The 24099-nt window shown below is 73.3% G+C and carries 20 protein-coding genes and 1 pseudogene; 15 read left to right on the top strand and 6 right to left on the bottom strand.

The window, feature by feature from the left end; translation table 11 throughout:
• Positions 1–5: 5 nt before the first annotated feature.
• Together Ani05nite_RS34015 and truB are read left to right on the top strand one after the other, a co-directional pair.
• Positions 6–401, top strand: coding sequence for a MarR family winged helix-turn-helix transcriptional regulator (locus tag Ani05nite_RS34015; RefSeq protein ID WP_203775211.1), 396 nt, complete (start codon positions 6–8; stop codon positions 399–401).
• 34 nt (positions 402–435) lie between these two features.
• Positions 436–1323, top strand: a complete 888-nt coding sequence (gene truB / locus Ani05nite_RS34010; protein ID WP_203775291.1) for a tRNA pseudouridine(55) synthase TruB — start codon at positions 436–438, stop codon at positions 1321–1323.
• Positions 1324–1328: 5 nt separating this feature from the next.
• Here truB and Ani05nite_RS34005 read toward each other — a convergent pair whose 3' ends face one another.
• Together Ani05nite_RS34005 and Ani05nite_RS34000 are read right to left on the bottom strand one after the other, a co-directional pair.
• Positions 1329–1751, bottom strand: coding sequence for a response regulator (locus tag Ani05nite_RS34005; RefSeq protein WP_203775209.1), 423 nt, complete (start codon positions 1749–1751; stop codon positions 1329–1331).
• The gene (locus Ani05nite_RS34000) at positions 1748–4399 is read right to left on the bottom strand and encodes a response regulator (RefSeq protein ID WP_203775207.1); all 2652 of its coding nucleotides are present in this window, start codon (positions 4397–4399) and stop codon (positions 1748–1750) included. The genes Ani05nite_RS34005 and Ani05nite_RS34000 overlap by 4 nt, the downstream gene beginning before the upstream one ends.
• A 78-nt stretch (positions 4400–4477) precedes the next feature.
• On the opposite strand from Ani05nite_RS34000, the gene Ani05nite_RS33995 reads away from it, so the two are divergent.
• From Ani05nite_RS33995 to dapB, 6 genes are all read left to right on the top strand, one after another.
• Entirely contained in the window at positions 4478–5422 is a 945-nt protein-coding gene (locus tag Ani05nite_RS33995; protein WP_203775205.1) for a bifunctional riboflavin kinase/FAD synthetase, read from the top strand.
• 136 nt (positions 5423–5558) lie between these two features.
• Entirely contained in the window at positions 5559–5828 is a 270-nt protein-coding gene (rpsO, locus tag Ani05nite_RS33990; protein WP_023561775.1) for a 30S ribosomal protein S15, read from the top strand.
• 192 nt (positions 5829–6020) lie between these two features.
• Positions 6021–8354 (top strand): polyribonucleotide nucleotidyltransferase, encoded by a 2334-nt coding sequence (locus tag Ani05nite_RS33985; RefSeq protein ID WP_203775203.1) that lies wholly within the window; start codon positions 6021–6023, stop codon positions 8352–8354.
• A 91-nt stretch (positions 8355–8445) separates the two neighbouring features.
• The gene (locus tag Ani05nite_RS33980) at positions 8446–9741 is read left to right on the top strand and encodes a M16 family metallopeptidase (RefSeq protein WP_239130910.1); all 1296 of its coding nucleotides are present in this window, start codon (positions 8446–8448) and stop codon (positions 9739–9741) included.
• Between the two features lie 80 nt (positions 9742–9821).
• The gene (locus Ani05nite_RS33975; RefSeq protein WP_239130929.1) at positions 9822–10709 is read left to right on the top strand and encodes a phosphatase PAP2 family protein; all 888 of its coding nucleotides are present in this window, start codon (positions 9822–9824) and stop codon (positions 10707–10709) included.
• The gene (dapB, locus tag Ani05nite_RS33970) at positions 10706–11464 is read left to right on the top strand and encodes a 4-hydroxy-tetrahydrodipicolinate reductase (protein ID WP_203775197.1); all 759 of its coding nucleotides are present in this window, start codon (positions 10706–10708) and stop codon (positions 11462–11464) included. The genes Ani05nite_RS33975 and dapB overlap by 4 nt, the downstream gene beginning before the upstream one ends.
• A 35-nt stretch (positions 11465–11499) precedes the next feature.
• Here the strand turns inward: dapB and Ani05nite_RS33965 are convergent, their stop codons facing one another.
• The 3 genes from Ani05nite_RS33965 to Ani05nite_RS33955 are packed head-to-tail and all read right to left on the bottom strand — an operon-like array spanning position 11500 to position 14604.
• Complete coding sequence (locus Ani05nite_RS33965) at positions 11500–13491, bottom strand: amylo-alpha-1,6-glucosidase (protein ID WP_203775195.1); 1992 nt, start codon at positions 13489–13491, stop codon at positions 11500–11502.
• 2 nt (positions 13492–13493) lie between these two features.
• Positions 13494–14072 (bottom strand): GNAT family N-acetyltransferase, encoded by a 579-nt coding sequence (locus Ani05nite_RS33960; protein WP_203775193.1) that lies wholly within the window; start codon positions 14070–14072, stop codon positions 13494–13496.
• Between the two features lie 10 nt (positions 14073–14082).
• Positions 14083–14604 carry a GNAT family N-acetyltransferase gene (locus Ani05nite_RS33955; RefSeq protein WP_203775191.1) on the bottom strand — a complete coding sequence of 174 codons (522 nt, stop codon included), beginning with the start codon at positions 14602–14604 and terminating at the stop codon, positions 14083–14085.
• A gap of 40 nt (positions 14605–14644) precedes the next feature.
• On the opposite strand from Ani05nite_RS33955, the gene Ani05nite_RS33950 reads away from it, so the two are divergent.
• The 6 genes and pseudogenes from Ani05nite_RS33950 to Ani05nite_RS42300 form a co-directional block, all read left to right on the top strand.
• Complete coding sequence (locus tag Ani05nite_RS33950; RefSeq protein ID WP_203775189.1) at positions 14645–15877, top strand: winged helix-turn-helix domain-containing protein; 1233 nt, start codon at positions 14645–14647, stop codon at positions 15875–15877.
• A 5-nt stretch (positions 15878–15882) separates the two neighbouring features.
• On the top strand, positions 15883–16416 hold the full coding sequence (locus Ani05nite_RS33945; protein WP_203775187.1) for a DUF2752 domain-containing protein: 534 nt from the start codon (positions 15883–15885) through the stop codon (positions 16414–16416).
• A gap of 52 nt (positions 16417–16468) precedes the next feature.
• Entirely contained in the window at positions 16469–17374 is a 906-nt protein-coding gene (gene dapA / locus Ani05nite_RS33940) for a 4-hydroxy-tetrahydrodipicolinate synthase (protein ID WP_203775185.1), read from the top strand.
• Between the two features lie 13 nt (positions 17375–17387).
• A complete protein-coding gene (locus Ani05nite_RS33935) occupies positions 17388–19076 on the top strand; it encodes a ribonuclease J (RefSeq protein WP_203775183.1) in 1689 nt (562 codons plus the stop codon).
• A 113-nt stretch (positions 19077–19189) separates the two neighbouring features.
• Complete coding sequence (locus Ani05nite_RS33930) at positions 19190–20497, top strand: S1 family peptidase (protein ID WP_203775181.1); 1308 nt, start codon at positions 19190–19192, stop codon at positions 20495–20497.
• A gap of 79 nt (positions 20498–20576) precedes the next feature.
• Positions 20577–20894: pseudogene (locus tag Ani05nite_RS42300) on the top strand (DUF2784 domain-containing protein); the annotation flags it as partial.
• A 21-nt stretch (positions 20895–20915) separates the two neighbouring features.
• Here the strand turns inward: Ani05nite_RS42300 and Ani05nite_RS33920 are convergent.
• Positions 20916–21329 (bottom strand): type III secretion system chaperone family protein, encoded by a 414-nt coding sequence (locus Ani05nite_RS33920; RefSeq protein WP_239130909.1) that lies wholly within the window; start codon positions 21327–21329, stop codon positions 20916–20918.
• 88 nt (positions 21330–21417) lie between these two features.
• On the opposite strand from Ani05nite_RS33920, the gene Ani05nite_RS33915 reads away from it, so the two are divergent.
• A complete protein-coding gene (locus tag Ani05nite_RS33915) occupies positions 21418–23979 on the top strand; it encodes an FtsK/SpoIIIE family DNA translocase (protein ID WP_203775179.1) in 2562 nt (853 codons plus the stop codon).
• Positions 23980–24099: the final 120 nt, after the last annotated feature.

Below are 24099 nucleotides of genomic sequence, written 5' to 3'. Positions count from 1 at the left end.
CGGCGATGCGACCGCTGGGGTACTGGATCAAGGAGATCGACCGCCGGGTCGAGGCGGAGTTCGGTCGGGTGCTGGCGGCCGAGGGCGTCACCCGGCGGCACTGGCAGGTCCTGACCACCCTCGCGCAGCGGCCGGCCGTCGCCGGGACGGAGCTGGACGCGGCGCTGGCTCCGTTCGCGCCGACCGTGCGCCCCCAGGTCGACGATCTCGTCGACCGCGGCTGGGCGGCCGAGACCGCCGGCACGGTGACGCTCACCCCGGCCGGGCGCGCGGCCCACGACCGGCTGGCCGAGCAGGTCGAGGCGTTCCGCGCCCGGGTCACCGAGGGCCTGTCGGCGCAGGACTACCGCACGCTGATCACCCTGCTCGAGCGGGTGGCCGGCAACCTCACCCCGGCCTGACCCGGCTCCCGGGCGGTCTGGTTGGCTGGTGCCCGTGAACGTGGACGGGCTCATCGTTGTGGACAAGCCGGCCGGGATGACCTCCCACGACGTGGTCGCCCGGATCAGGAGGCTGGCCCGGACCCGACGGGTGGGGCACGGCGGCACCCTCGACCCGATGGCCACCGGCGTGCTGATCATCGGGGTCAACAAGGCCACCCGGCTGCTGACGTACGTGATCGGTTCCGGCAAGAGCTACACCGCCACCATCCGGCTCGGCCAGACCACGGTGACCGACGACGCCGAGGGCGAGGTCACCGCCACCGTGCCCGCCGGCGGTGTCACCGAGGAGGCGATCAGGGCCGGGCTGGCCGCCCAGACCGGCGAGATCGAGCAGGTGCCGAGCGCGGTCAGCGCCATCAAGGTCAACGGCCAGCGCGCCTACAAGCGGGTACGCGACGGCGAGCAGGTCGAGCTGGCCGCCCGCCGGGTCACCGTCTCCCGGCTGGAGGTGCTGGCCGTGCGGCGCCCGGCCGACGGCGACTTCGTCGACGTGGATGTCGACGTGACCTGTTCCAGCGGCACGTACATCCGGGCCATCGCGCGGGACCTGGGGCGCACCCTCGGCGTCGGCGGGCACCTGACCGCGCTGCGCCGCACGGCCGTCGGCGACCTCACGCTGGCCGAGGCGTCCACCCTCTCCGAGCTCGAGGAACGCGCGCCCGACGTGATCTCGCTGCCGATCGCCGCGGCGGCCCGGCGGGCCTTCCCGCAGCGCGAGGCCGACGCGGAGGAGACCCGGGTGCTCAGCCACGGCGGGCCGCTGCCGCCGGTCGGCATCGAGGGACCGTACGCGGTCTTCGGCCCCACCGGCGAGGTGCTCGCGATCGTCTCCGAGCGCGACGGCCGGGCCCGCGCCGAGATCGTGCTGGCCCCCGCCTAGACCACTTAGCTCGCCGCGCCGGCGCGGCGAGCCAGGTGGTCGGCGACCGTCGCGACCAGGTCCGCCGCCGCGTACGGCTTGTCCAGGAAGCCGTCGCACCCCGCCGCCAGCGCCGCCTCGCGGTCCTGCGGCAGCACGCTCGCGGTGACCGCGACGACGGTCGGCCGGGGGCGGCCCCCGCCGATCCGGCCGGCCGCGAGCTCGCCGGCCAGCGTGAGCCCGTTGCCGTCGGGCAGGTTCATGTCGAGCAGGATCAGGTCGATGTCCTCGGCGTCGAGCTGCGCGCGGGCGCCGGCCAGCGTCGACGCGTCCAGCACCTCGGCGCCGCGGACGGCCGCGATTTGGGCCCGGGAGAGGACGGCCTTGACCAGGGTGCGGTTCAGTTCCTCGTCCTCCACCAGCAGGATGCGCGGGTTCTCGGCCGTCACGGGTTCTCCCTCTCGTCCGGTCCGGCGGTCGCGGATCCGGCCAGCAGCGGCGCGAGGGTCTCCCAGCCGGCCCGGCCCGCCATCGCGGTCGCCAGCACGCCGCCGGCCAGCGCCGTCGCGACCAGGGGGGCGGCCGTGCCGGCCCGCCGCTCCGGGCCGGCCACCCCGGTCAGCCCGAGCACGGGGGTGTGCCGGGTGGCCGGGTCCTGCTCGATCGCGGCCAGCATGCTCAGCCCGTCCACCTCGGCCGAGTGCATGTCGCAGACGATCAGGTCGAAGTGGCTCTCCCGGCTCAGGACCAGGCCGTCGCGGCCGTCGGCGCAGGCGACCACGTCGGCGCCGCCCGCCCGCAGGCCGTCCTCGATCGCGTGCCGGACGTCGTCGTCGTGGTCGACCACCAGCACCCGGGGGACCGGCCGGTGCGCGATCCGGCGGGCCAGCGCGCCGAGCAGGGCGGCCTGGTCGACCGGCTTGACGAAGTAGTCGTCCGCGCCCAGGGCCAGCCCGGCCTGCCGCTCGTCGATGATGGTGGCGAAGAAGACGGGGATGTCGGTGAGCCGCGCGTCGGCCTTGAGCCGGCGGAGGACCTCGAAGCCGTCGATGCCGGGCAGGGCGACGTCGAGCACGATCGCGTCGGGCGGGTGCGCGCCCGCGGCGGCCAGGCCGGCCTCGCCGGTGCCGGCCACCTCGACGTGGTAGCCCGCGCCGGCGAGCTGGGTGCTGAGCAGCTCCGCGGACTGCGGGTCGTCCTCGACCAGCAGCACCCGGGCGCCGCCGGCCGGGCCGTGGTCGAGCTGCAGGACCGGCGCGGCGGGCAGCCGCACGGTGAAGGCGCTGCCCCGGCCCGGCGCCGACACCACGGTGATCTCGCCGTCGTGCGCGTGCACCAGCCGCCGGGTCAGGGCGAGCCCCAGGCCGGTGCCGGCGCGCTGCCGGTCCGCGTCGCCGACCTGCTGGAACTCCTCGAAGACGCGGTCCAGGTCGGCCGCCGCGATGCCGACGCCGGTGTCGGCCACGGTGACCTCGACCAGCTCGCCGGCCGGGGCGGCCGTGACCGTGATCGAGCCGCCCTCGGGGGTGAACTTGATCGCGTTGGAGAGCAGGTTCTCGACGATCTGCCGGAACCGGACCCGGTCCGCGAGCGCGGTGGTCTCGGCCAGCTCGGTGGTGACGGCGAGGTGCTTGGTGGTCAGCAGCGGCGACAGGCCGGTCAGCAACTCGGCGACGGCGGTGTCGACCCGCAGCGGGGCCAGCCGCAGGTCGAGGCGCCCGGCCTCCACCTTGGCCAGGTCGAGGATGTCGTTGATCAGGCCGAGCAGGTGCCGGCCGCTGGTGTGGATGTGGTCGACCCACTCGGCGGGCACCCGGCGCCGGTCGCCGTCGGGCTCCTCGAGGCGCATCAGGTCGCTGAAGCCGATGATCGCGTTGAGCGGCGTGCGCAGCTCGTGGCTCATGTTGGCCAGGAACGAGCTCTTCGCCTGGCTGGCCCGGGTCAGCGCCTCGACCGACTCGCTGAGCTCGGCGGTCAGCCGGCGGCCGGCGGCGGTGACGGCCTGGCGTTCGGCCAGGATGCCGGCCTGGCCGCCGAGCGCGGCCAGCAGCCGCAGGTCGTCGTCGCTGAACAGGCTGCGGTGCCGGTTGAACAGCAGCACCGCGCCCTCGGCGTCCGGCGGCACGGGCATGCTCACCACGGTCACGAAGTCGTCGCCGAGATCGTCGCCGTAGTGGGCGACCAGCGCCGCGTCGCTGTCCCGCAGCCGGGCGGGCTGGCCGGCCCGGATCAGCGCCGTGATGTCGGCGAAGCCGAGCTGGTCGGGGGTGGTCACCGGGGGACCGGCGTACGCGGCCGGGGCCAGCATGCCGTCGGCCCGGGGCATCAGCACCGCCACCGCGTCGGTGCCGGTCTGCTCCCGCATGATGTCGGCGTAGATCTGCCAGACCTGCTCGGCGGACTCGGCCGGGGCCCGCAGCAGCCGCTCGGTGACCGACTGGGCGGCGGACGCCGCGAAGATCCGGCGCAGCCCGCGCGGCGGCACGAAGGCGGCCAGGTAGCCGAGCCCGCTGATCATGGCCAGCACCCGGTTGGCGGTGTCGAACGCCGGGCTGGTGCCGGGCACCGCGCCGATGCCGATCAGCACGATCATCAGGCCGAACGCGCCGGTCGCGCCGGCCGCGATCATCAGCCGGGCCCGGTTGGCGCCGGTCCGGGTGCGGGCCTTGCCGAACAGCAGCGCCGCGGCGATCAGCTCCGCCGTCAGGAACGCCGTCACCGCGGCGGACAGCTGGACCGGGTGCAGCGGCCAGGGCTCGAACGCCAGCCAGACGGCGACCGTGCCCAGCACGAGCAGGACGCCCCGCTGCAGCCAGCGGGGGACCGAGCGCAGCCGGGCGGCGAGCCGGACGGTGAGGTACGGCTGAGCCAGCAGCGCGGTGAGCGTGATGACACTCACCCACGCGGGCAGGGGGCCCTCGTGGAGCCGGCGGGCCACGTCGGCGCAGAACAGCACCGTGCACGGCGCGAACACGAGCGTGACGTCGCGCTGCAAGGGGTCGCGGCGGCGCAGGTAGCCGATCAAGGCGCGCAGGAAGAGCACGGCGAAGGTGAACTCGGCCGCGAGCAGGACAAGGTCGCTCCAGTCAGCACGCATATCGGGATCAACTGTAGCGTTTGAGGCAGTCGTGGAGACCGATACGCTTACCCCCGGGTTCTCCAGGAAGGGCGTGGAATGCAGCGGTGGCGCGGATACGAAGCCGTACCGGGCGGGTTCGGGCGGTCGGTGGTCACCATCGGCGTCTTCGACGGCGTGCACCGCGGCCATCAGGCGATCATCGGGCACGCCGTGAAGCGGGCCCGTGACCTCGGCCTGCACTCGGTCGTGGTGACCTTCGACCCGCACCCCGCCGAGGTGGTCCGGCCCGGCTCGCACCCGGCCGTGCTGACCGAGCCGGTCCGCAAGGCCGAGCTGATCGAGCAGCTGGGCGTCGACGCCCTCTGCGTGGTGCCCTTCACCCCCGCCTTCTCCCAGCTCAGCGCGGAGGCCTTCGTGCACGACGTGCTGGTCGACGCGCTGCACGCCGCGGTCGTGGTGGAGGGGGACAACTTCCGCTTCGGCCACAAGGCGGCCGGTGACCTGGCCATGCTGACCCGGCTGGGACGCACGTTCGGCTTCACGGTCGAGGAGGCGCCGCTGGTGGCCGAGGAGGGCCTGGTCTACTCCTCGACGTACATCCGCAGTTGCGTCGACGCCGGGGACGTCTCGGCCGCGGCCGCCGCGCTCGGCCGGCCGCACCGCCTGGGCGGCGTGGTCGTCCGCGGCGACCAGCGCGGGCGCGAGATCGGCTTCCCGACCGCGAACCTCATGTGTCACCGGTACGCGGCCATCCCGGCCGACGGCGTCTACGCCGCCTGGCTCGTGCGCGGCGGCCGGCAGGGCGGACCGCAGCCGGCCTCGGTGTCGATCGGGACGAACCCCACGTTCTCCGGCCGGGAGCGCCGGGTCGAGGCCTACGTGCTGGACTTCGCCGGCGACCTGTACGGCGAGCGGGTCAGCCTCGACTTCGTGGCCCACCTGCGCGAACAGCGGGTCTACACCGGCATCGAGCCGCTGGTCGCGCAGATCCGCGAGGACGTCGAGCAGACCCGGCGCGTGCTCGGCGGGGCGCCGATCTAAGCTGCTGATAAGCTTGCCGTGACGTCGGCTATTCCGACGACCGGACTCGCCTGCCTGCCCGACGCCGCGGGCCGCGAGCCCGCCCGGTTCCCGGGCGGGACACCGTTTGAATCGGCAACACAGAATCACGGAGAACATGGCGCTCGACCAAGAGACCAAGACCAAGATCATGACCGAGTACGCGACCCTCGAAGGCGACACCGGTTCGCCCGAGGTGCAGGTCGCGATGCTCACCAAGCGGATCGCCGACCTCACCGAGCACCTCAAGGTGCACAAGCACGACCACCACAGCCGTCGTGGTCTGCTGCTGCTGGTCGGCCGGCGCCGCCGCCTGCTGAACTACGTCCAGAAGAAGGACATCGCGCGCTACCGGACGCTGATCGAGCGTCTCGGCCTGCGCCGCTGATTCGACGGGGGAGTGGCCGTCTGGCCGCTCCCCCGAGCTCTACCCACGGACCCGCGCGGCACCAGGCCTCCGGCCCCGGTCCTCGGTAGTGGTTCCCGAGCATCACAATCTCGGGCACTTCGATCGAAGACCGGCCAGCCTCTTCCGCGCTGTGTGAACCGCCGGGTCCTCGACGAAGGAGTACCGCACCACATGTCTGAGCAGAAGGCTCTCGGCACCGAATCCCGCACCGCGATCATCGACAACGGCTCCTTCGGGACCCGTGAGGTGACCTTCTCCACCGGCAAGCTGGCCCGCCAGGCCGCCGGCTCGGTCATCGTCCAGCTGGGCGAGACCACCGTGCTCTCGGCGACCACGGCCGGCAAGCAGCCGAAGGAGCACTTCGACTTCTTCCCGCTGACGGTCGACGTCGAGGAGCGCATGTACGCCGTGGGCCGCATCCCCGGCTCGTTCTTCCGGCGCGAGGGCCGTCCCAGCGAGGACGCCATCCTCACCTGCCGCCTGATCGACCGGCCGCTGCGCCCGTCGTTCACCAAGGGCCTGCGCAACGAGGTCCAGGTCGTCGAGACCGTCCTCGCGCTCGACCCGCAGCACCCGTACGACGTCGTCGCCATGAACGGCGCCTCGATGTCGACCAAGCTCTCCGGCCTGCCGTTCAGCGGCCCGGTCGGCTCGACGCGCGTCGCGCACGTCGAGGGCCAGTGGGTCGCGTTCCCGACCCTGGAGGAGCTCGAGCGGGCCACCTTCGACATGGTCGTCGCGGGCCGCGTGCTCGCCGACGGCGATGTGGCCATCATGATGGTCGAGGCCGAGGCCACCCCGCACGCGATCAAGCTGATCCAGGCCGGCGCCGTCGCGCCGACCGAGGAGGTCGTGGCCAGCGGCCTCGAGGCCGCCAAGCCGGCCATCCGCGAGCTGTGCCGCGCGCAGAGCGAGCTGGCCGAGGTCGCCGCGAAGCCGGTGCAGGAGTTCCCGGTCTTCCTGGACTACCAGGACGACGTCTACGCCGCCGTCGCCGACGCCGCCAAGGGCGAGCTCGCCGAGGCGCTGAAGATCGTCCAGAAGGCGGACCGCGAGGAGGCCCTGGACCGCGTCAAGGCCAAGGTCGTCGAGGCCGTCGGCGGTCAGTTCGAGGGCCGCGAGAAGGAGATCAGCGCCGCGTTCCGCTCGGTCACCAAGACCGAGGTGCGCAACCGGGTGCTGCGCGACCAGGTCCGCATGGACGGCCGCGGCCCGCGTGACATCCGGCCGCTGACCGCCGAGGTCGGCGTCCTGCCCCGGGTGCACGGCTCGGCGCTGTTCGAGCGCGGCGAGACCCAGATCCTGGGCGTCACCACGCTGAACATGCTCCGCCTGGAGCAGTCGCTGGACACCCTCGCCCCCGAGAAGTCCAAGCGCTACATGCACAACTACAACTTCCCGCCGTACTCGACCGGTGAGACCGGCCGGGTCGGTTCGCCGAAGCGGCGCGAGATCGGTCACGGCGCGCTGGCCGAGCGGGCCCTGGTGCCGGTGCTGCCGACGCGCGAGGAGTTCCCGTACGCGATCCGCCAGGTCTCCGAGGCCCTGAGCTCCAACGGCTCGACCTCGATGGGCTCGGTCTGCGCCTCGACGCTGGCCCTGCTCAGCGCCGGTGTGCCGCTGAAGGCGCACGTCGCCGGCATCGCCATGGGCCTCATCTCCGACGAGGTCGACGGCAAGACCCAGTACGTCACGCTGACCGACATCCTGGGCGCCGAGGACGCGTTCGGCGACATGGACTTCAAGGTCGCCGGCACCCCGGAGTTCGTCACCGCGCTGCAGCTCGACACCAAGCTCGACGGCATCCCGTCGGACGTGCTGGCCGCCGCCCTGCAGCAGGCGCACGACGCCCGGGCGACGATCCTGGCCGTCATGGACGAGGCCATCAACAGCCCGGCCGAGATGAGCGAGTACGCCCCGCGCGTCACCAGCGTCAAGATCCCGGTCGACAAGATCGGCATGGTCATCGGCCCGAAGGGCCAGACGATCAACGCGATCCAGGACGAGACCGGCGCCGACATCTCGATCGAGGACGACGGCACCATCTACGTCGGCGCGACCAACGGCCCGGCGGCCGAGGCCGCGGTGGAGCGGATCAACGCCATCGCCAACCCGACGATGCCGAAGGCCGGCGACAAGTTCCTCGGCACGGTGGTGAAGACGGCCGCGTTCGGCGCCTTCATCTCGCTGCTGCCCGGCCGCGACGGCCTGCTGCACATCTCCAAGGTGGGCGACGGCAAGCGGGTCGACAAGGTCGAGGACTTCCTCAACGTCGGCGACAAGGTCGAGGTCTCGATCGCGGACATCGACAACCGCGGCAAGATCTACCTGGACAAGGTCCGTCCCGAGGGCGCCGAGGCGCCCGCGGACGCTCCCGCCGCCTCCGGTGGCGAGGGCGCCGAGGGTGGCCGCCCGCCGCGCGAGCGCGAGGACCGCGGTCCCCGTGGCGAGGGTGGCGGCGAGCCCCGCCGCCGGCGTCAGCGTCCCAGCGGCGACCGCAACTGATCCACGCATGACAGCGAGCAACCGCGGGCCGGCCGAAAGGCCGGCCCGCGTTGTCACCCCTTCCGACCGCCCCACCACCGCCCTCAACCGGATGAAAACCCAAACCCTGCAGGACGGCGTGAAACGCACCGTGCTGCCCTCTGGTCTGCGCATTCTCACCGAGTCGATCCCCACCACCCGCAGCGCCGCCCTCGGCGTCTGGGTGGCGGTCGGCTCACGCGACGAGACCCCGGCCATGTCGGGCGCCTCGCACTTCCTCGAGCACCTGCTCTTCAAGGGCACCGCCAAGCGCACCGCGCTGGAGATCTCCGCGGAGATCGAGGCGGTCGGCGGCGAGACCAACGCCTTCACCACGAAGGAGTACACCTGCTACTACGCGCGGGTGCTGGACGCCGACCTGCCGCTGGCCGTCGACGTGCTCTGCGACGCGGTCGCCGGCTCGCTGCTCGACCCGGCGGACGTGGAGACCGAGCGGGGCGTGATCCTCGAGGAGATCGCCATGCACGACGACGAGCCCGGTGACGAGGTGCACGACGTCTTCATCGAGGCGGTCTTCGGTCCGGACACCCCGCTGGGCCGGCTGATCTCGGGCACCGAGGAGACCATCTCCCCGATGACCCGCACGCAGATCAACCGCTTCTACCGCGCCCGGTACAAGGCGCCGCAGATCGTCATCACGGCGGCCGGCAACCTGGACCACGCCCGCGTCGTCAAACTGGTCCGGGCCGCCGTGGCCGGCAGCCCGCTCGACGCCGGGACCGGCGTGCCCGCCCCCAAGCGCCCGTCGACCGGGGGCGGCCGCCCGCGCAAGCCGGTCACGCTGATCCGCCACCGCGACACCGAGCAGGCGCACATCGTGCTCGGCTGCGCCGGCATCAACCGGGCCGACGACCGGCGGTTCGCGCTCGGCGTGCTGAACAACGTGCTCGGCGGCGGCATGTCCAGCCGGCTGTTCCAGGAGATCCGGGAGAAGCGCGGCCTGGCCTACTCGGTCTACTCCTACGGCAGCCAGTACGCCGACGCCGGCCTGTTCGCGGTCTACGCCGGCTGCGCGCCGGGCAAGGCCGAGGAGGTGCTCGACCTGATCCGGGCCGAGCTGGCCACGGTGGCGGCCGAGGGGATCACCGCCGACGAGCTGGCCCGGGGCAAGGGCATGGTGAAGGGCTCGTACGTGCTGGGCCTGGAGGACACCAGCTCGCGGATGAGCCGGCTGGCCAAGTCCGAGCTGCTGCACGGCGACCTGATGGCCGTCGACGAGCTGCTGGCCCAGGTGGACGCGGTCACCCTCGACGAGGTGAACGCGCTCGCCGCGGAGCTGCTGTCCCAGCCGATGTCGCTGGCGGTCGTCGGGCCGTTCGCCGACGACGCGTTTCCGACCCACCGCTAACCTGGGACGCCGTGACCATCCTGAGCCCCGCGCCCGTACCGGAGAAGACGTCGCCGGACCGTCGCCGGCGCACCGTCGGCATGCTGATCTGGGCGGTGCTGTTCGCGGTCGGCACGTACTTCATCGGCGTGCCGACCAGCGACCCGCTGATCGCCTTTGGCTGGCTGTGGCTGGCCACGATCGCCTGGCGCAGCGAGCTGCCCTGGCGGCAGCACCTGCTGTTCCTGCGTGACTGGTTGCCGATCGCCCTGCTGCTGGTGATCTACAACGTCTCCCGCGCGTGGGCCGACGACCTGTTCCAGCCGCACGTCACCGAGCTGATCCACGCCGACGAGGCGATGTTCGGGTGGCTCACCGGCGGTCAGGTCCCGACCACCTGGCTGCAGGAGCACCTCTACCAGCCCGGCGTGGTGCAGTGGTGGGAGGTCGTGGTCACCCTGGTCTACGTCTCCCACTTCCTCACCGTGCCGACGGTCGCGGTGATCCTCTGGGTGCGCTCCCGCGCGCAGTGGGCCCGGTTCGTCCGCCGCTGGTTCACGCTCTGCGTCTTCGGGCTGGTCACCTACTTCCTCTACCCGGCGGCGCCGCCGTGGTGGGCGTACAAGTACGGCTACCTGCCCGAGCACGTCGAGCGCATCTCCACCAACGGCTGGGACGCGATCGGGCTGCACGGCGCCGGCAACACCCTGAACGCGTTGCAGGTGGACGCGTCCAACCCGGTGGCCGCCATGCCGTCGCTGCACACCGCGTGGGCGATGATGGCCGTGGCGTTCTTCCTGCCGGTGGTGCGCCGCCGGTGGTGGCCGGTGCTGCTCGCGTACCCGCTGGCGATGACCTTCACGCTGGTCTACACCGGCGAGCACTACGTGATCGACGTGCTGGTCGGCTGGGCCTACGTGGCGGCGGTGTTCCTCGTGGTGGGGCTGGGCGAACGCTGGTGGGCCAACCGCAGTAGGTTGACCTCGTGACAGACGCGCAGCAACCGATCCGGGTGGGCGTGCTCGGCGCCCGCGGCCGCATGGGCCTCGAGGTGTGCAAGGCCGTCGACGCCGCCGCCGACCTCGAGCTGGTGGCGATGGTCGACCAGGGCGACCGGCTGTTCAACGCCTCGGAGGCGAGCGCCCAGGTGCTCGTCGACTTCACCACCCCCGACGTGGTGATGGACAACCTGCGGTGGGCGGTCGACCAGGGCATCCACACGGTCGTCGGCACGACCGGCTTCACCGAGCAGCGCCTGGAGCAGGTGCGCGGCTGGCTGGCCGACAAGCCCGGGGTGGGCGTGCTGATCGCCCCGAACTTCGGGCTCGGCGCGGTGCTGATGATGCAGTTCGCGGCGCGCGCGGCCCGCTACTTCGAGTCCGCCGAGATCATCGAGCAGCATCACCCGCGCAAGCTGGACGCCCCGAGCGGCACGGCGACCCACACGGCGAAGCTGATCGCCGCGGCCCGGGCCGAGGCGGGGCTCGGCGCGATGCCCGACGCCACCAAGGAGGAGGCGCCCGGCGCCCGCGGCGCCGACATCGACGGCGTGCGGGTGCACGCGGTGCGGGCCGCCGGCCTGGTCGCCCACCAGGAGGTCCTGTTCGGCACGACCGGCGAGACGCTGACCATCCGGCACGACAGCCTGGACCGCGCCTCGTTCATGCCGGGTGTGCTGCTGGGGATCCGCTCGATCGTGTCCCGCCCGGGCCTGACCATCGGCCTCGACCCGCTCCTCGACTGAGCGACCGGGCCGGCGGCCGCCGATCGCCCACCGGCTCAGTCGAGCCGCAGTCCGGCGGGCCGGCCGGTCATCGTGGCGGCGCCCGTGGCGTCCACCCGCACGTCCACCGGCTCGCCGGCGATGCGCAGGCCGCGCACGTCGAGCGGCCCGAACGGCGTCCCGGCGAGCGGCCGCAGGCGGACCCGCCCACCCGGCACGTCGGGCTCCAGGCCCAGCGCCGCCTGCGTCAGGAGCACCGCCGCGGCCGCCGACCACGCCTGCGGCCGGCACGCCGCCGGGTACGGCATCGGCCGGCTCAGCGCCGCCCGGGCGTCCCCGGCGTGCAGCTCGGGCAGCCGGTAGCCGAACGCCTCCGCGGCGGTCAGCAGCCCGTCGATCAGCGTGGTCGCCTCGCCGTCGAAGCCGGCCCGGGCCAGCCCGGCCGCCACGATCGCGGTGTCGTGCGCCCAGACCGAGCCGCAGTGGTACGACAGCGGCGCGTACCCGGCGTCGCGCGCCGACATCGTGCGCAGCCCGTACGCGCCGGACATCGCCTCGCCGCCCAGCGCCGTGGCCACCGCCCGCTCCTCGGCCGCGTTCAGCAGCCCGGTGCCCAGCAGGTGCCCGATGTTGCTGGTCAGCGCGTCGACCGGGCGCTGGTCGCGGTCCAGGGCCGGCGCCGGGTAGCCGCCGTCGAGCCAGAACGCCGAGCGGAACCGGTCCGCGAGCGTGGCCGCGTACTCCCGCCACCGGTCGCCGCCGGGCCGGCCGAACGCCGCCAGCAGCGCCGCGCCGTCCAGGGCGGCCCGGTGCGCGTAGCCCTGCGCCTCGGCCAGGGCGATCGGCGGCTCGGCGTGGCCCAGCGCGTCGGCGGAATCCTTCCAGCCCTGGTTGGCCAGGCCGTGCCCGGTGGTGTCGTGGTAGGTCAGGAAGCCGCCGGCGTACCCGGCGAGCCAGCCCAGCGCCGCCTCCAGGTGCGGCAGCAGCGCGCCGACCTCGGCCTCCGGCAGCCCCCAGCGCCAGGCGTCGTGCAGCAGGCTGACCCAGAGCGGGGTGGCGTCGACGCTGCCGTAGTACGCCGCGGGCAGCCGCAGGCCGGTACCGGGCAGGGCGAACTCGTGCCGGCGCAGCTCGTGCAGGATCTTGCCGGGGGCCTCGCCGGACTGCGGGTCGGTGCGGGCGCCCTGCCGGCGGGCGAGGACGCGCAGCGTGCCCGCGGCCGGGCCGGTGCCCAGCGGCAGCAGCATCCGGGCCGCCCAGATGCTGTCGCGGCCGAACAGCGTCAGATACCACGGCACCCCGGCGCCCAGGTAGACGTCGTCGCCGTCGGCCAGGCGCAACGCGTGCAGGTCGTCCAGCGAGCGGGCCACCAGGCGGCCCAGCCGCTGGTCGCCCGAGCTGACCCGCGCCGCGCTCCAGTCGCGGGCCCGGGCGGGCGCGTGCACCACGGCGGACGGGTCGTCCACCCGTACCGTGAAGCTCAGGGTCCGGTCGCCCCGGGGCCCGAGCGTGACCGCCCAGCGCAGCCGCCCGCGCTCGTCGAGCTCGGCCCCAGCGGCGGTGACCGTGACCGCGACGCCGTCGCGCGCCCAGCTCAGGCCCCCGGCCGAGCGGGTCGCGGCCACCGGCGTCCCGCGGCCGCCGGACCGGACCAGCTCGATCGGCGCCAGATCGGCCGCCAGCTCGACGGTGACCGTGGTGCGGACGCTCGCCGCGGCCGTGGAGCTGAGCCGGATCTCCTCGGCCACCCGCGCGGGTGTCACCGTGCGGGCCCGCTCGATCCGGACGGTCGGGTCGGTGCCGGGATCACCCAGCCAGCGGGCCAGCGAGACGAAGCGGGTGGTGCCCGCGCCCGCGTCCGCGTGGCCGATCGGCTCGGGCTCCCGCTCGTCCAGGCGCAGCACGGCCGTGGAGAGCACCCGCACGTCCGCGTGGAACGCCCCCTGCACGCCCGCCGCCCGGATCTGCCCGTCCGCGCCGGACAGCGCCGTGGTCGGCGCCGCGACGGTGGCCACGAGCTCGTGCAGGAGCGGCTGGAGGCGGTGCACCCCTAGGACGCTCCGCGCGCCTGGGGATCGACGGCGACGTGCAGGCGGAGCTGCGGGACGAGCATGTCGTCGACGTCCAGCGCGCGGCCGGCCCCGTCGGGCTCCCAGCCGGTCGAGACCAGGAACTTCCGCATCGCCTCGTCCGCGTCGTACGCCCAGGCCACGGCGGCCTTGAAGGCGTCCTCGCGCCACAGGTCGACGGTGGCCGCGAGCAGCCGGCTGCCGTGCCCGCGCCGGCCCCAGCGGGGCTCGACCAGCAGGTCGGTGATCGCCGCGACGTCGTCGGGCAGCGGTGGCTCCTCGGGCGCGAGCGCCTGCTCGTCGGCCGGCCCGGAGGCCGCGAAGCCGACCACGTGGGACGCCGCCTCGCCCTGCTCGACGGCGATCAGCACCCGGTGCCGCGGCGACGGCGGGGCGCCGATCGCCTCGGTCCAGCCCCGGGCCAGGTACGCCTCGTCCAGGTTGGCCAGCACGTGCGCCGGGAACAGCCGCCGGTATGCGGTCCGCCAGGTCGTCAGCTGGATGCGGGCGATCTCGCCGGCGTCCTCGGGACGGGCGGGACGGACGAAACCGAGTGCCATGCCCGGCAGCCTACAGACGCGCCGAGTAGCGCACCTCGGGCAGTTGCTCCGTGCGGCCGCGGGGGGTGTAGAACTGCCGGGCCCCGTCCGGCGTCAGCCCGGCCCGCTCGTAGAACCGGCGGGCCCGCTGGTTGTCCGCGAAGACCCAGAGCCGCATCGCCGGATGGCCCGCCTCGGCCAGCCCGGCCCGGGCGGCGGCCAGCAGCTTGCGGCCGGTGCCACCGCTCCACCGGGCGGGGTCCACGTAGATGGCGTAGAGCTCGCCGATCGCCGGGTTGAACCCCGCGCCGCTGTCCACCCGGTACGGGCCGAACGAGGTGAAGCCGATGACCGTGTCGTCGTCCACCGCCACCAGCGTCCGGGCCCCGGGCGGGGGCGTGCGCTCGCGGCGGTGCCGGGCGAACGCGGCCGGGTCGAGCCCGGCCAGGTAGTCGGGCGGGAGGATGCCGGCGTAGCCGATCTGCCAGGCGCGGACGTGGACGGCGGCCACCGCGTCGATGTCGGCGTCGGTGAGCGGGCGGAGGACGGCCATCCGGCGACTTTGTCACACCCCTGGGCTAGCGTGCTGACCCGTGGCCGTACCCGAATCGCTCTCCGCCGCCCAGGCCCGGCGCGTCGCGCTGGCCGCGCAGGGCTTCACCGATCCCCGCCCGGGCGGCTCCCTGGACCTGCGCCACCTGCGCCGGGTGCTGCGCCGCCTGCACCTGATCCAGATGGACTCGGTCAACGTCCTGCAGCGCGCCCACTACCTGCCGCTCTACAGCCGCCTGGGTCCCTATCCGACGGCGCTGCTGGACCGGGCCGCCTACCAGCGCCCCCGGGAGCTCTTCGAGTACTGGGGGCACGAGGCCTCGCTGCTCACGACCGATCTGCAGCCGCTGTTCCGGTGGCGGATGCAGAACGCGGCCGAGTACGCCTGGGGCGGCATGGTGCGCGTCGCGCAGCAGCAGCCCGCGCTGGTCGCCCGGGTGCTCGGCGAGGTCCGCGACCGGGGCCCGCTCACCGCCGCCCAGATCGAGCACGACGTGCCGCGGTCGAAGGACAACTGGGGCTGGAACTGGTCGGCGGTCAAGCAGGCCCTGGAGTGGCTGTTCTACACGGGCCAGATCTCCGCCGCCGAGCGCACCACGTCGTTCGCCCGCCGCTACGACCTGACCGAGCGGGTCCTGCCGGCCGAGGTGCTGGCGACACCCACCCCGGCGCCGCAGGACGCGTTCCGGGCCCTGGTCGCCCTGGCCGCCCGGTCGCTCGGGGTGGCCGCCGAGCCGGAGCTGCGCGACTACTTCCGGCTGCCGGTGGCCGGCTTCAAGCAGGCCGTGGCCGAGCTGGTGGAGGACCGGGTGCTGCTGCCGGTGACGGTGGCGGGCTGGAAGGGCCCGGTGCACCTGCACCACGAGGCCCGGCTTCCCCGCCGGGTCGGCGCCGCGACCCTGGTCAGCCCGTTCGACCCGCTGATCTGGGAGCGGGCCCGCACCGAGCGGCTGTTCGCGATGAACTACCGGATCGAGATCTACGTCCCGGCCGCCCAGCGGCTGTACGGCTACTACGTGTTGCCGTTCCTGCTCGGCGACCGGTTCGCCGCCCGGGTCGACCTCAAGGCCGACCGCAAGGCCGGGGTGCTGCGGATCCCCGCGGCCTGGCTCGAGCCCACCGCCGATCAGGAGGAGACCGCGGCCGCGCTGGCCGCCGAGCTGCACCGGCTGGCCGGCTGGCTGGGCCTGGAGAGCGTGGCCGCACCGCAGCGCGGTGACCTCGCGGGCCCGCTCACGAGCGCGCTGAAGCTTGCCTCCGCGGGTGTACCGTGACGCCCATGAGCAGCACGACCGATCCCGTAGCGGTCCACCCGCGACCCGACGGGCCGCCGGTCTACGGCCCGCCGCCGTGGGAGCCCGCCCAGCCCGACCGGGTCACCCGGTTCATCCAGCGCAAATGGCGCGAGTCGCCGATCTGGGTGGCCCCGGCGGCGATGCTGGTCTGCATGGCCGGCGCGGTCGGCTACACGCTGGCCACCAGCCCCACCGAGGCCAACGCGGGCGCGACACCGAGCTGCCTGCTGAAGTACACCACCGGTTTCATCTGCCCGGGCTGCGGCGGCACCCGCGCGGCGTGGTATCTGCTGCACGGCGACGTCCCGGCGGCGGCCCGCCACCACGCGCTGTTCGTCTTCGTCGTCCCGTTCCTGCTCTACATGTACGTCGCCTGGGCCGGCCGCCGCCTCTTCGGCTGGCGGCTGCCGCAGCTCGACCTGAGCCCGGGCGTGATCGGCGCCTTCATCGCCGTCTGGGGAGTCTTCAGCGTGCTGCGCAACCTCCCGTGGGCCCCGTTCACCGCCTTCTACGTCTGAGCTCCCCACCGGCGACGGGGAAACCTCTCCGGCCGTCCGATAAGTTGTCGGTATGACGCACGACCTCGCGCGGCCCTTCGGCCGGCTCGTCACGGCCATGGCGACCCCGTTCAGGGCGGACGGCTCGCTCGACGTCGACGGCGCGGCCAGGCTGGCCACGTGGCTGGTCGACGAGCAGGACCACGACGCCCTGGTGATCAGCGGCACCGGCGGCGAGTCGCCCACCACCTCCGACGCGGAGAAGGAGACCCTGCTCCGCGTCGTCGTCGAGGCGGTGGGGGACCGGGCCCGGATCATCGCCGGGGTCGGCACCAACAACACCGCCCACACGGTCGAGCTGTCCCGGGCGGCGGAGAAGGCCGGCGCGCACGGCCTGCTGGTCGTGACGCCGTACTACAACAAGCCGCCGCAGGCCGGCCTGATCCGGCACTTCACCACCGTCGCCGACGCCGTCGGCCTGCCGATCATGCTCTACGACATCCCGCACCGCGCCGGCGTGCCGATCGCCACCGAGACGCTGGTGCGGCTGGCCGAGCACCCCGGCATCGTCGCGGTCAAGGACGCCAAGGGCGACCTGGCCGGCAGCGCCGACGTGCTGCGCCGCACGGATCTCGCGTACTACTCCGGCGAGGACGCGGCCGTCCTGCCGCTGCTGTCGATCGGCGCGGTCGGCGTGGTCGGCACCTCCACCCACTTCATCGGCCCGCAGACCAAGGCCATGATCGAGGCGTACGAGCGCGGCGACAACGCCGGCGCGCTGGCCCTGCACCGGCAGCTGCTGCCGCTGTTCACCGGCATCTTCCGGACCCAGGGCACCATCCTCGTCAAGGCCGGCCTGCGCCTGCTCGGGCTGCCCGCCGGCCCCGTGCGCTCGCCGCTGGTCGATGCCACCGAGGCCGAAACGAACCAACTGCTCGAGGACGCCGCCGCGGCGGGACAGCACCTCGGCACCAATTAGAGAGGCCTCGCATTTGAGCCAGGCACACGTCGAGCTGGAACCACCACCCCCGCTGCCGGAGGGCGCCCTGCGCGTCATCCCGCTCGGAGGTCTCGGGGCCATCGGCCGCAACATGACGATTTTCGAGTTCGACGGCAAGTTGCTGGTCGTCGACTGCGGAGTGCTCTTCCCGGACGTCGAGCAACCCGGCGTCGACCTGATCCTGCCGGACTTCGACCCGATCCGGGACCGGCTGGAGGACGTCCAGGCGATCGTGCTGACCCACGGGCACGAGGACCACATCGGCGCGGTGCCGTACCTGCTGGCCCTCAAGCCGGACATCCCGCTGGTCGGCTCGGAGTTCACCCTGGCGCTGGTCGAGGCGAAGCTGGCCGAGCGCCGGCTGGACCCGTACACGCTGACGGTGCGCGAGGGGCAGACCGAGCGGCTGGGGCCGTTCGAGTGCGAGTTCTTCGCCGTCAACCACTCCATCCCGGACGCGCTGGCGGTGGCCGTGCGGACGCCGGCCGGGCTGGTGCTGCACACCGGCGACTTCAAGATGGACCAGGTCCCGCTGGACGGGCGGATCACCGACCTGGCCGGCTTCGCCCGGCTCGGCGCCGAGGGCGTCGACCTGCTGCTGTCGGACTCGACCAACGCCGAGATCCCCGGCTTCGTGACCCCGGAACGCGACATCGGCCCGGTGCTCGGCGCCATCTTCGGCAAGGCCCGCGGCCGGATCATCGTGGCCAGCTTCGCCTCCCACGTGCACCGGGTCCAGCAGGTGATGGACGCCGCGTACGAGTACGAGCGCAAGGTGGCCCTGATCGGCCGGTCGATGGTCCGCAACATGGGCATCGCCCGTGATCTCGGGTTGCTCCGCATCCCGGACAACCTGCTGGTCGGTCTGGACGAGGCGGCGAAGATGCCGCACGACGAGATCGTCTTCATGTCCACCGGTTCGCAGGGTGAGCCGATGAGCGCGCTGGGCCGGATGTCGACCGGCGACCACCGGCACATCACCATCGAGTCCGGCGACACCGTGGTGCTGGCCAGCTCGCTGGTGCCGGGCAACGAGACCTCGGTCTACCGGGTGATCAACCAGCTGGCCCGGGCCGGCGCCACCGTCGTGCACAAGGACACCGCCAAGGTGCACGTCTCCGGGCACGCCCCGGCCGGCGAGCTGCTCTACCTGCTCAACGTCGTCCGCCCGAGCAACCTGATGCCGGTGCACGGCGAGTGGCGGCACCTGCGCGCCCACGCCCAGCTGGGCATCGAGTCCGGGGTCGCCCCGGACCGGGTCGTGCTCTGCGAGGACGGCGACGTGGTCGACCTGGTGGAGGGGCACGCCCGGCACGTGGGCCGGGTCAAGAACCGCTACGTGTACGTCGACGGCCTGGCCGTGGGCGACGTCAGCGAGTCGCTGCTCACCGAGCGGCGCATCCTCGGCGACGGCGGCTTCATCTCGGCCACCGTGGTGATCGACTCGGTCACCGGCAAGGTGGTCGGCGAGCCCAGCATCTCGGCCAAGGGCTTCTCCGAGGACCCGCAGGCGTTCAACCCGGTGATCCCGCTGCTGACCGCCGCCCTGCACCGTTCGGCCGAGGACGGCATCAGCGACACCCACCAGCTGCAACAGGTGGTCCGGCGCACGGTCGGCCGCTGGGTGAACGACGCCTACCGCCGCCGGCCGATGATCGTGCCGACCGTCGTGGAGGTGTGATCGGCAGCCATAGTTTTCTGTGAATACCGGATTTTTTGATCCGGCCGCGACCCCCTTGCGTATCTGAGGGCACGGTGCCGCCCCCACGGCACTGAATGCGAGGGGAGTTACGGATGCAGCGGAGAACGGTCGTCGCGCTCGCGGCGACGGTGACGGCAGCGGGAGCGGCGGTGGCGTTCACGCTGCCGTCCATGGCGGGCACGAACGCCGGCCGCCGCCCCGCGTCGCAGTCGACCGGCGCAGTGGCACCCCAGCTGCTCGCCGCGATGCAACGAGACCTCGGCGTCAGCGCCGACCAGGCCGCGGCCCGGGTCAAGCGGGCCGCGTGGGCCAGCGGGGTGGCGGCGCAGCTGCGCAGCGCGACCGGTGACTCGTACGCGGGCTCCTGGCTCGGCAAGGACGGCACGACGCTGAACATCGCGATCACCGACGCCGGCCTGGCCGGCCGGGTGCGCGCGGCCGGCGCCACGCCGCGGGTCGTCGAGCGCAGCGTGGCCGAGCTGGACAGCGCCAAGAGGGCGCTGGACGCCGAGGCCACCAGGGCCGACCGGGACCTGCCCGGCTGGTACGTCGACGTCGCCGCCAACCAGGTCGTCATCCAGGCGCTGCCCGGTGACACCGAGCACGCCGAGGAGCTCGCCGACGACGCCGGCATCCCGGACGCGGCCGTGAAGGTGGTCGTCACCAAGGCGGCGCCGAAGCCGCTCGCCGACGTCATCGGGGCCGAGCCGTACTTCGTGAACCTCGGCGGCGGCCAGGCGCGGTGCTCGATCGGGTTCGCGGTGGAGGGCGGCTTCGTCACCGCCGGGCACTGCGGCGCCGAGGGCACCCGGACCACCGACCGCGAGAACCTCGACCAGGGCGTCGTCGTGGCGTCGGTGTTCCCCGGCAACGCCGACATGGGCGTGGTGCAGACCAACGCCGGCGTGACGCTGCAGCCGTTCGTCAACGACTTCGACGGCAACGCGCTGCCGGTCGGCGGCAGCACGGAGGCGCCGGTCGGGGCCGCGGTCTGCCGTTCCGGTTCCACCACGGGCACGTTCTGCGGCACCATCCTGGCCAAGAACCAGACGGTGAACTACCCGGAGGGCGCGGTCACCGGCCTGACCCGGACGGACGTCTGCGCCGAGGGCGGTGACTCCGGCGGCCCGTGGCTCTCCGGCGACCAGGCCCAGGGCGTGACCTCCGGCGGCTCCGGCGACTGCACGGTCGGCGGCGAGACGTTCTTCCAGCCGATCACCGAGATCCTCGAGACCAACGGCCTCACGCTGCTCACCACCGGTGGCGGCGCCGCGGTCGCGGCCGCCCCGCCGGCCGAGGCCACCACGGCCCCGCCCGCCGCGGCGACCGGGGCGCCGGCCGGCAACGGCAACGGCAACGGCCGGGGCAACGGTCACCACCGCCGCGGTCACCGCAACTGACGCGCCACCGTAGACGTGCTGCCCGCGCGGGCCATCCTCCGTCCTGCGCGGGCAGTGCTGCGTCGCCTACCGTGGACCCGTGGGCTACCGAATCCTGATCGCCGCGGCCGTGGGCGCGCACTTCGCCTTCCTGGCCTTCGGCATCTTCGGCGGCTTCCTCGCCTGGCGCTGGCGCAAGCTGATCTGGCTCCAGGCGGCGGCCGCCGGCTGGCTGGTGGTGATCGTGGTGGCCCAGTGGTACTGCCCGCTGACCTGGCTGGAGGACCGCGGCCGGGAGGGCCTGGGACTCGGCCCGCTGGCGGGCGGCTTCCTGGACAACCACGTCGCGGGCGTGTTCTACCCGCACGGCTACGAGTGGGCGGCCCGGATCGCGGTGGCCGTGCTCGTGCTCATCTCGTGGGCCGGCTTCGCCCTCCGCTCACAGCTCCGCGACCGCGTCGGCCAGCTCGCAGCCGGTCGCGATGCCGCAGATCATCAGCTGGTCGAGCTGCGCCGGCGTGACCCCGCGCTCCCAGTCGCCGACGACCTCCCCGACCACCCGGACGGTGCCGTCGTCGGCCGTGTGCACGTACGCCTTGGGCCACAGCCGGTCGTGGTTCCAGGCGTTGCAGAAGGCGTAGAGCCGGGGCACGTCGTCGGTGCTGAAGACCGTCCGGGTGAGCGTACGGACCTGCAGGACCTCCGCCTCCTTCCCGAGCCGGAAGAAGTAGATCAGGCAGCCTTGCCAGTTCCCGCCGATGTCACCGTCGTCGTCGACGAAGTGGGCGAACTCGCGGGCGTTCAGCGCGTCGATGATCATGTCGTGGCTGAGCGGTTGCGGCGAATCGGACATGCCGTTGATCCTAAACGGGGGAAAAAGTGAAACCTGGTCACGGTGCGGCGCGCGGACTCGCGAGAGTGATCCCGTTACGGTAGTGCCCATGGCGGGCCGTACTCCTCCGGCGAGCCGGGGCCGCGCCGCGTCCACCACGCGCGGTGCCGCGTCGGCGCGTGCCCGGCAACCGGCGGCGCGTCAGCCCGCCCGCAAGACGGCGGCGAAGAAGGCGGCGCGTCCGGCTGCCCGTAGCCGGGCCCGCAGCGCCACCCGCGCCCGGCCCGGCGTCGGCTCGGCGCTGGCCGGCGGGGTCGGCCGCGGCGTCGGCGCCCTCTGGATGGGCCTGGCCCACAGCGTCGGCTGGGTCGCCCGCGGGGTCGGCCGGCAGGCCGCGACGGCCAAGGAGATCGACCCGGAGCACCGCCGCGACGGCGCCGGGCTGCTCATGCTGGGCCTGGCCATCCTGGTCGGGGTGGCGGTCTGGGCCGGTTCCGCGGGTCCGGTCGGCGCCCGGCTGGCCGACGCGGTCCGGCTGTTCTTCGGCGCCCTGTCGGTGTTCCTGCCGCTGCTGCTGCTCTACGGCGCGGTCCGGCTCATGCGCAAGCCCGCCGATCCGGAGCACCGGGGCCGGTCCGTCGTCGGCTGGGGCGCGCTGATCGTCGCCACGGCCAGCCTGCTGCACGTGGCCCAGCGGCCGGCCGACGACGTCGAGCTGAACGGCGCGGGCGGGCTGATCGGCTTCGGCGTGGGCGCCCTGCTGGAGAACGCGGTGACGGCGTGGGTGGCCGTACCGCTGTTGGTGTTGCTGTTGATCTTCGGTCTGCTGGTCATCACCGCGACGCCGATCAACCGGATCCCGGAGCGGCTGATGCTGCTCACCGACGTGCTGCTCGGCCGCTCGTCGGCCCGCGCGCCGCTGCCCGGGGCCGACCCCGACCTGCCCGACCTCGACGAGCCCGGCGACGGCGAGAGCAAGCGGCGGGCCCCGGCCCGCCGCCGGCAGGGTTCGCTGGCCGACATCGGGCTGGCCCCGGATCCCGACGACGGGCCCGCCGTGGTCTTCGACGAGGACCCGATCGTGCACGACACGGTGCTGGTCCCGCGGGGCAAGAAGGTGCCGGCCAGCCGCAAGACACCCGAGCCGCCGGAGCACTCGCCGCTGCCCACCCGGGCCGAGCAGCTCGACATCTCGGCCGTCGAGGGCGACTACCGGCTGCCGCCGCCGAGCCTGCTGGGCAAGGGCGCGGCGCCGAAGTCCCGCAGCAAGGCCAACGACGAGATCATGGCCGCGCTGACCGGCGTCTTCGACCAGTTCAACCTGGACGCCCAGGTCACCGGCTTCACCCGCGGCCCGACGGTCACCCGCTACGAGGTGGAGGTCGGCCCGGGCGTCAAGGTCGAGCGGATCACCCAGCTCTCCCGCAACATCGCCTACGCGGTCAAGTCGCCCGACGTGCGGATCCTCAGCCCGATCCCGGGCAAGAGCGCGGTCGGCGTGGAGATCCCCAACACCGACCCGGAGAACGTGTCGCTCGGCGACGTGCTGCGCTCGCACGCGGCCACCGCCGACCACCACCCGATGCTGGTGGCCCTGGGCAAGGACATCGAGGGCCGGTTCGTGGTGGCCAATCTGGCCAAGATGCCGCACATCCTGATCGCCGGCGCGACCGGCGCGGGCAAGAGCTCCTGCCTCAACTCGCTGCTCGTGTCGATCCTCACCCGGGCCACCCCGGACGAGGTGCGGCTGCTGCTGGTCGACCCCAAGCGGGTCGAGATGACCGCCTACGAGGGCATCCCGCACCTGGTCACGCCGATCGTCACCAACGCCAAGAAGGCCGCCGACGCCCTCGAATGGGTCGTCCGCGAGATGGACATGCGCTACGACGACCTCGCCGCCAACGGGGTACGCCACATCGACGACTTCAACCGCAAGGTGCGCAGCGGCGAGATCACGGCTCCGCCGGGCGTCGACCGGGTGATGAAGCCGTACCCGTACCTGCTGGTGATCGTCGACGAGCTGGCCGACCTGATGATGGTCGCCCCGCGCGACGTCGAGGACTCGGTGGTCCGGATCACCCAGCTCGCCCGCGCCGCGGGCATCCACCTGGTCCTGGCCACCCAGCGACCCAGCGTCGACGTGGTCACCGGCCTGATCAAGGCCAACGTCCCGTCCCGGCTGGCCTTCGCCACCAGCTCGCTGGCCGACTCCCGGGTCATCCTCGACCAGCCCGGCGCCGAGAAGCTGCTGGGCCGCGGCGACGGCCTGTTCCTGCCCATGGGGGCCAGCAAACCGGCCCGGTTCCAGGGCGCCTGGGTGGACGAGTCGGAGATCGCCGACGTCGTCAAGTTCTGCAAGGACCAGCGCGAGCCGGAGTTCCGCCCGGACGTGACCGCGCCGCCGGAGAGCAAGAAGAAGCAGATCGACGAGGAGGTCGGCGAGGACCTCGAGGTGCTGCTGCAGGCCATCGAGCTGGTGGTCACCTCGCAGTTCGGCTCGACCTCCATGCTCCAGCGCAAGCTGCGGGTCGGCTTCGCCAAGGCCGGCCGGCTGATGGACCTGATGGAGACCCGCGGGATCGTCGGGCCGTCGGAGGGGTCCAAGGCCCGCGAGGTGCTGATCAAACCCGACGAACTCGAGGAAACGCTCGCAACACTGAGGGTCGACTGAGGCTTTCCGGGGGGCTTCAGGCCTTATCCGGTACGGCGCACCAACGCCACAACTGCAACACCACGTCTCCGCCTCACGGAGCGACTTGTGGGGTCGGTCACCGAAGTGCGGCCCGTTCCG

Source organism: Actinoplanes nipponensis (genome assembly GCF_016862275.1).
GTDB lineage: Bacteria > Actinomycetota > Actinomycetes > Mycobacteriales > Micromonosporaceae > Actinoplanes > Actinoplanes nipponensis.
This window is presented reverse-complemented; position numbering and strand designations above follow the sequence as displayed.

Excerpts from the sequence above, each read along its gene's own strand:
- Ani05nite_RS34015 (WP_203775211.1), top strand. The coding sequence starts at position 6 with ATGCGACCGCTGGGGTACTGGATCAAGGAGATCGACCGCCGGGTCGAG.
- Ani05nite_RS34000 (WP_203775207.1), bottom strand. The coding sequence starts at position 4,399 with ATGCGTGCTGACTGGAGCGACCTTGTCCTGCTCGCGGCCGAGTTCACC.
- Ani05nite_RS33995 (WP_203775205.1), top strand. The coding sequence starts at position 4,478 with ATGCAGCGGTGGCGCGGATACGAAGCCGTACCGGGCGGGTTCGGGCGG.
- rpsO (WP_023561775.1), top strand. The coding sequence starts at position 5,559 with ATGGCGCTCGACCAAGAGACCAAGACCAAGATCATGACCGAGTACGCG.
- Ani05nite_RS33985 (WP_203775203.1), top strand. The coding sequence starts at position 6,021 with ATGTCTGAGCAGAAGGCTCTCGGCACCGAATCCCGCACCGCGATCATC.
- Ani05nite_RS33980 (WP_239130910.1), top strand. The coding sequence starts at position 8,446 with ATGAAAACCCAAACCCTGCAGGACGGCGTGAAACGCACCGTGCTGCCC.
- Ani05nite_RS33975 (WP_239130929.1), top strand. The coding sequence starts at position 9,822 with ATGCTGATCTGGGCGGTGCTGTTCGCGGTCGGCACGTACTTCATCGGC.
- Ani05nite_RS33960 (WP_203775193.1), bottom strand. The coding sequence starts at position 14,072 with ATGGCACTCGGTTTCGTCCGTCCCGCCCGTCCCGAGGACGCCGGCGAG.
- Ani05nite_RS33955 (WP_203775191.1), bottom strand. The coding sequence starts at position 14,604 with ATGGCCGTCCTCCGCCCGCTCACCGACGCCGACATCGACGCGGTGGCC.
- Ani05nite_RS33945 (WP_203775187.1), top strand. The coding sequence starts at position 15,883 with ATGAGCAGCACGACCGATCCCGTAGCGGTCCACCCGCGACCCGACGGG.
- dapA (WP_203775185.1), top strand. The coding sequence starts at position 16,469 with ATGACGCACGACCTCGCGCGGCCCTTCGGCCGGCTCGTCACGGCCATG.
- Ani05nite_RS33930 (WP_203775181.1), top strand. The coding sequence starts at position 19,190 with ATGCAGCGGAGAACGGTCGTCGCGCTCGCGGCGACGGTGACGGCAGCG.
- Ani05nite_RS33920 (WP_239130909.1), bottom strand. The coding sequence starts at position 21,329 with ATGTCCGATTCGCCGCAACCGCTCAGCCACGACATGATCATCGACGCG.
- Ani05nite_RS33915 (WP_203775179.1), top strand. The coding sequence starts at position 21,418 with ATGGCGGGCCGTACTCCTCCGGCGAGCCGGGGCCGCGCCGCGTCCACC.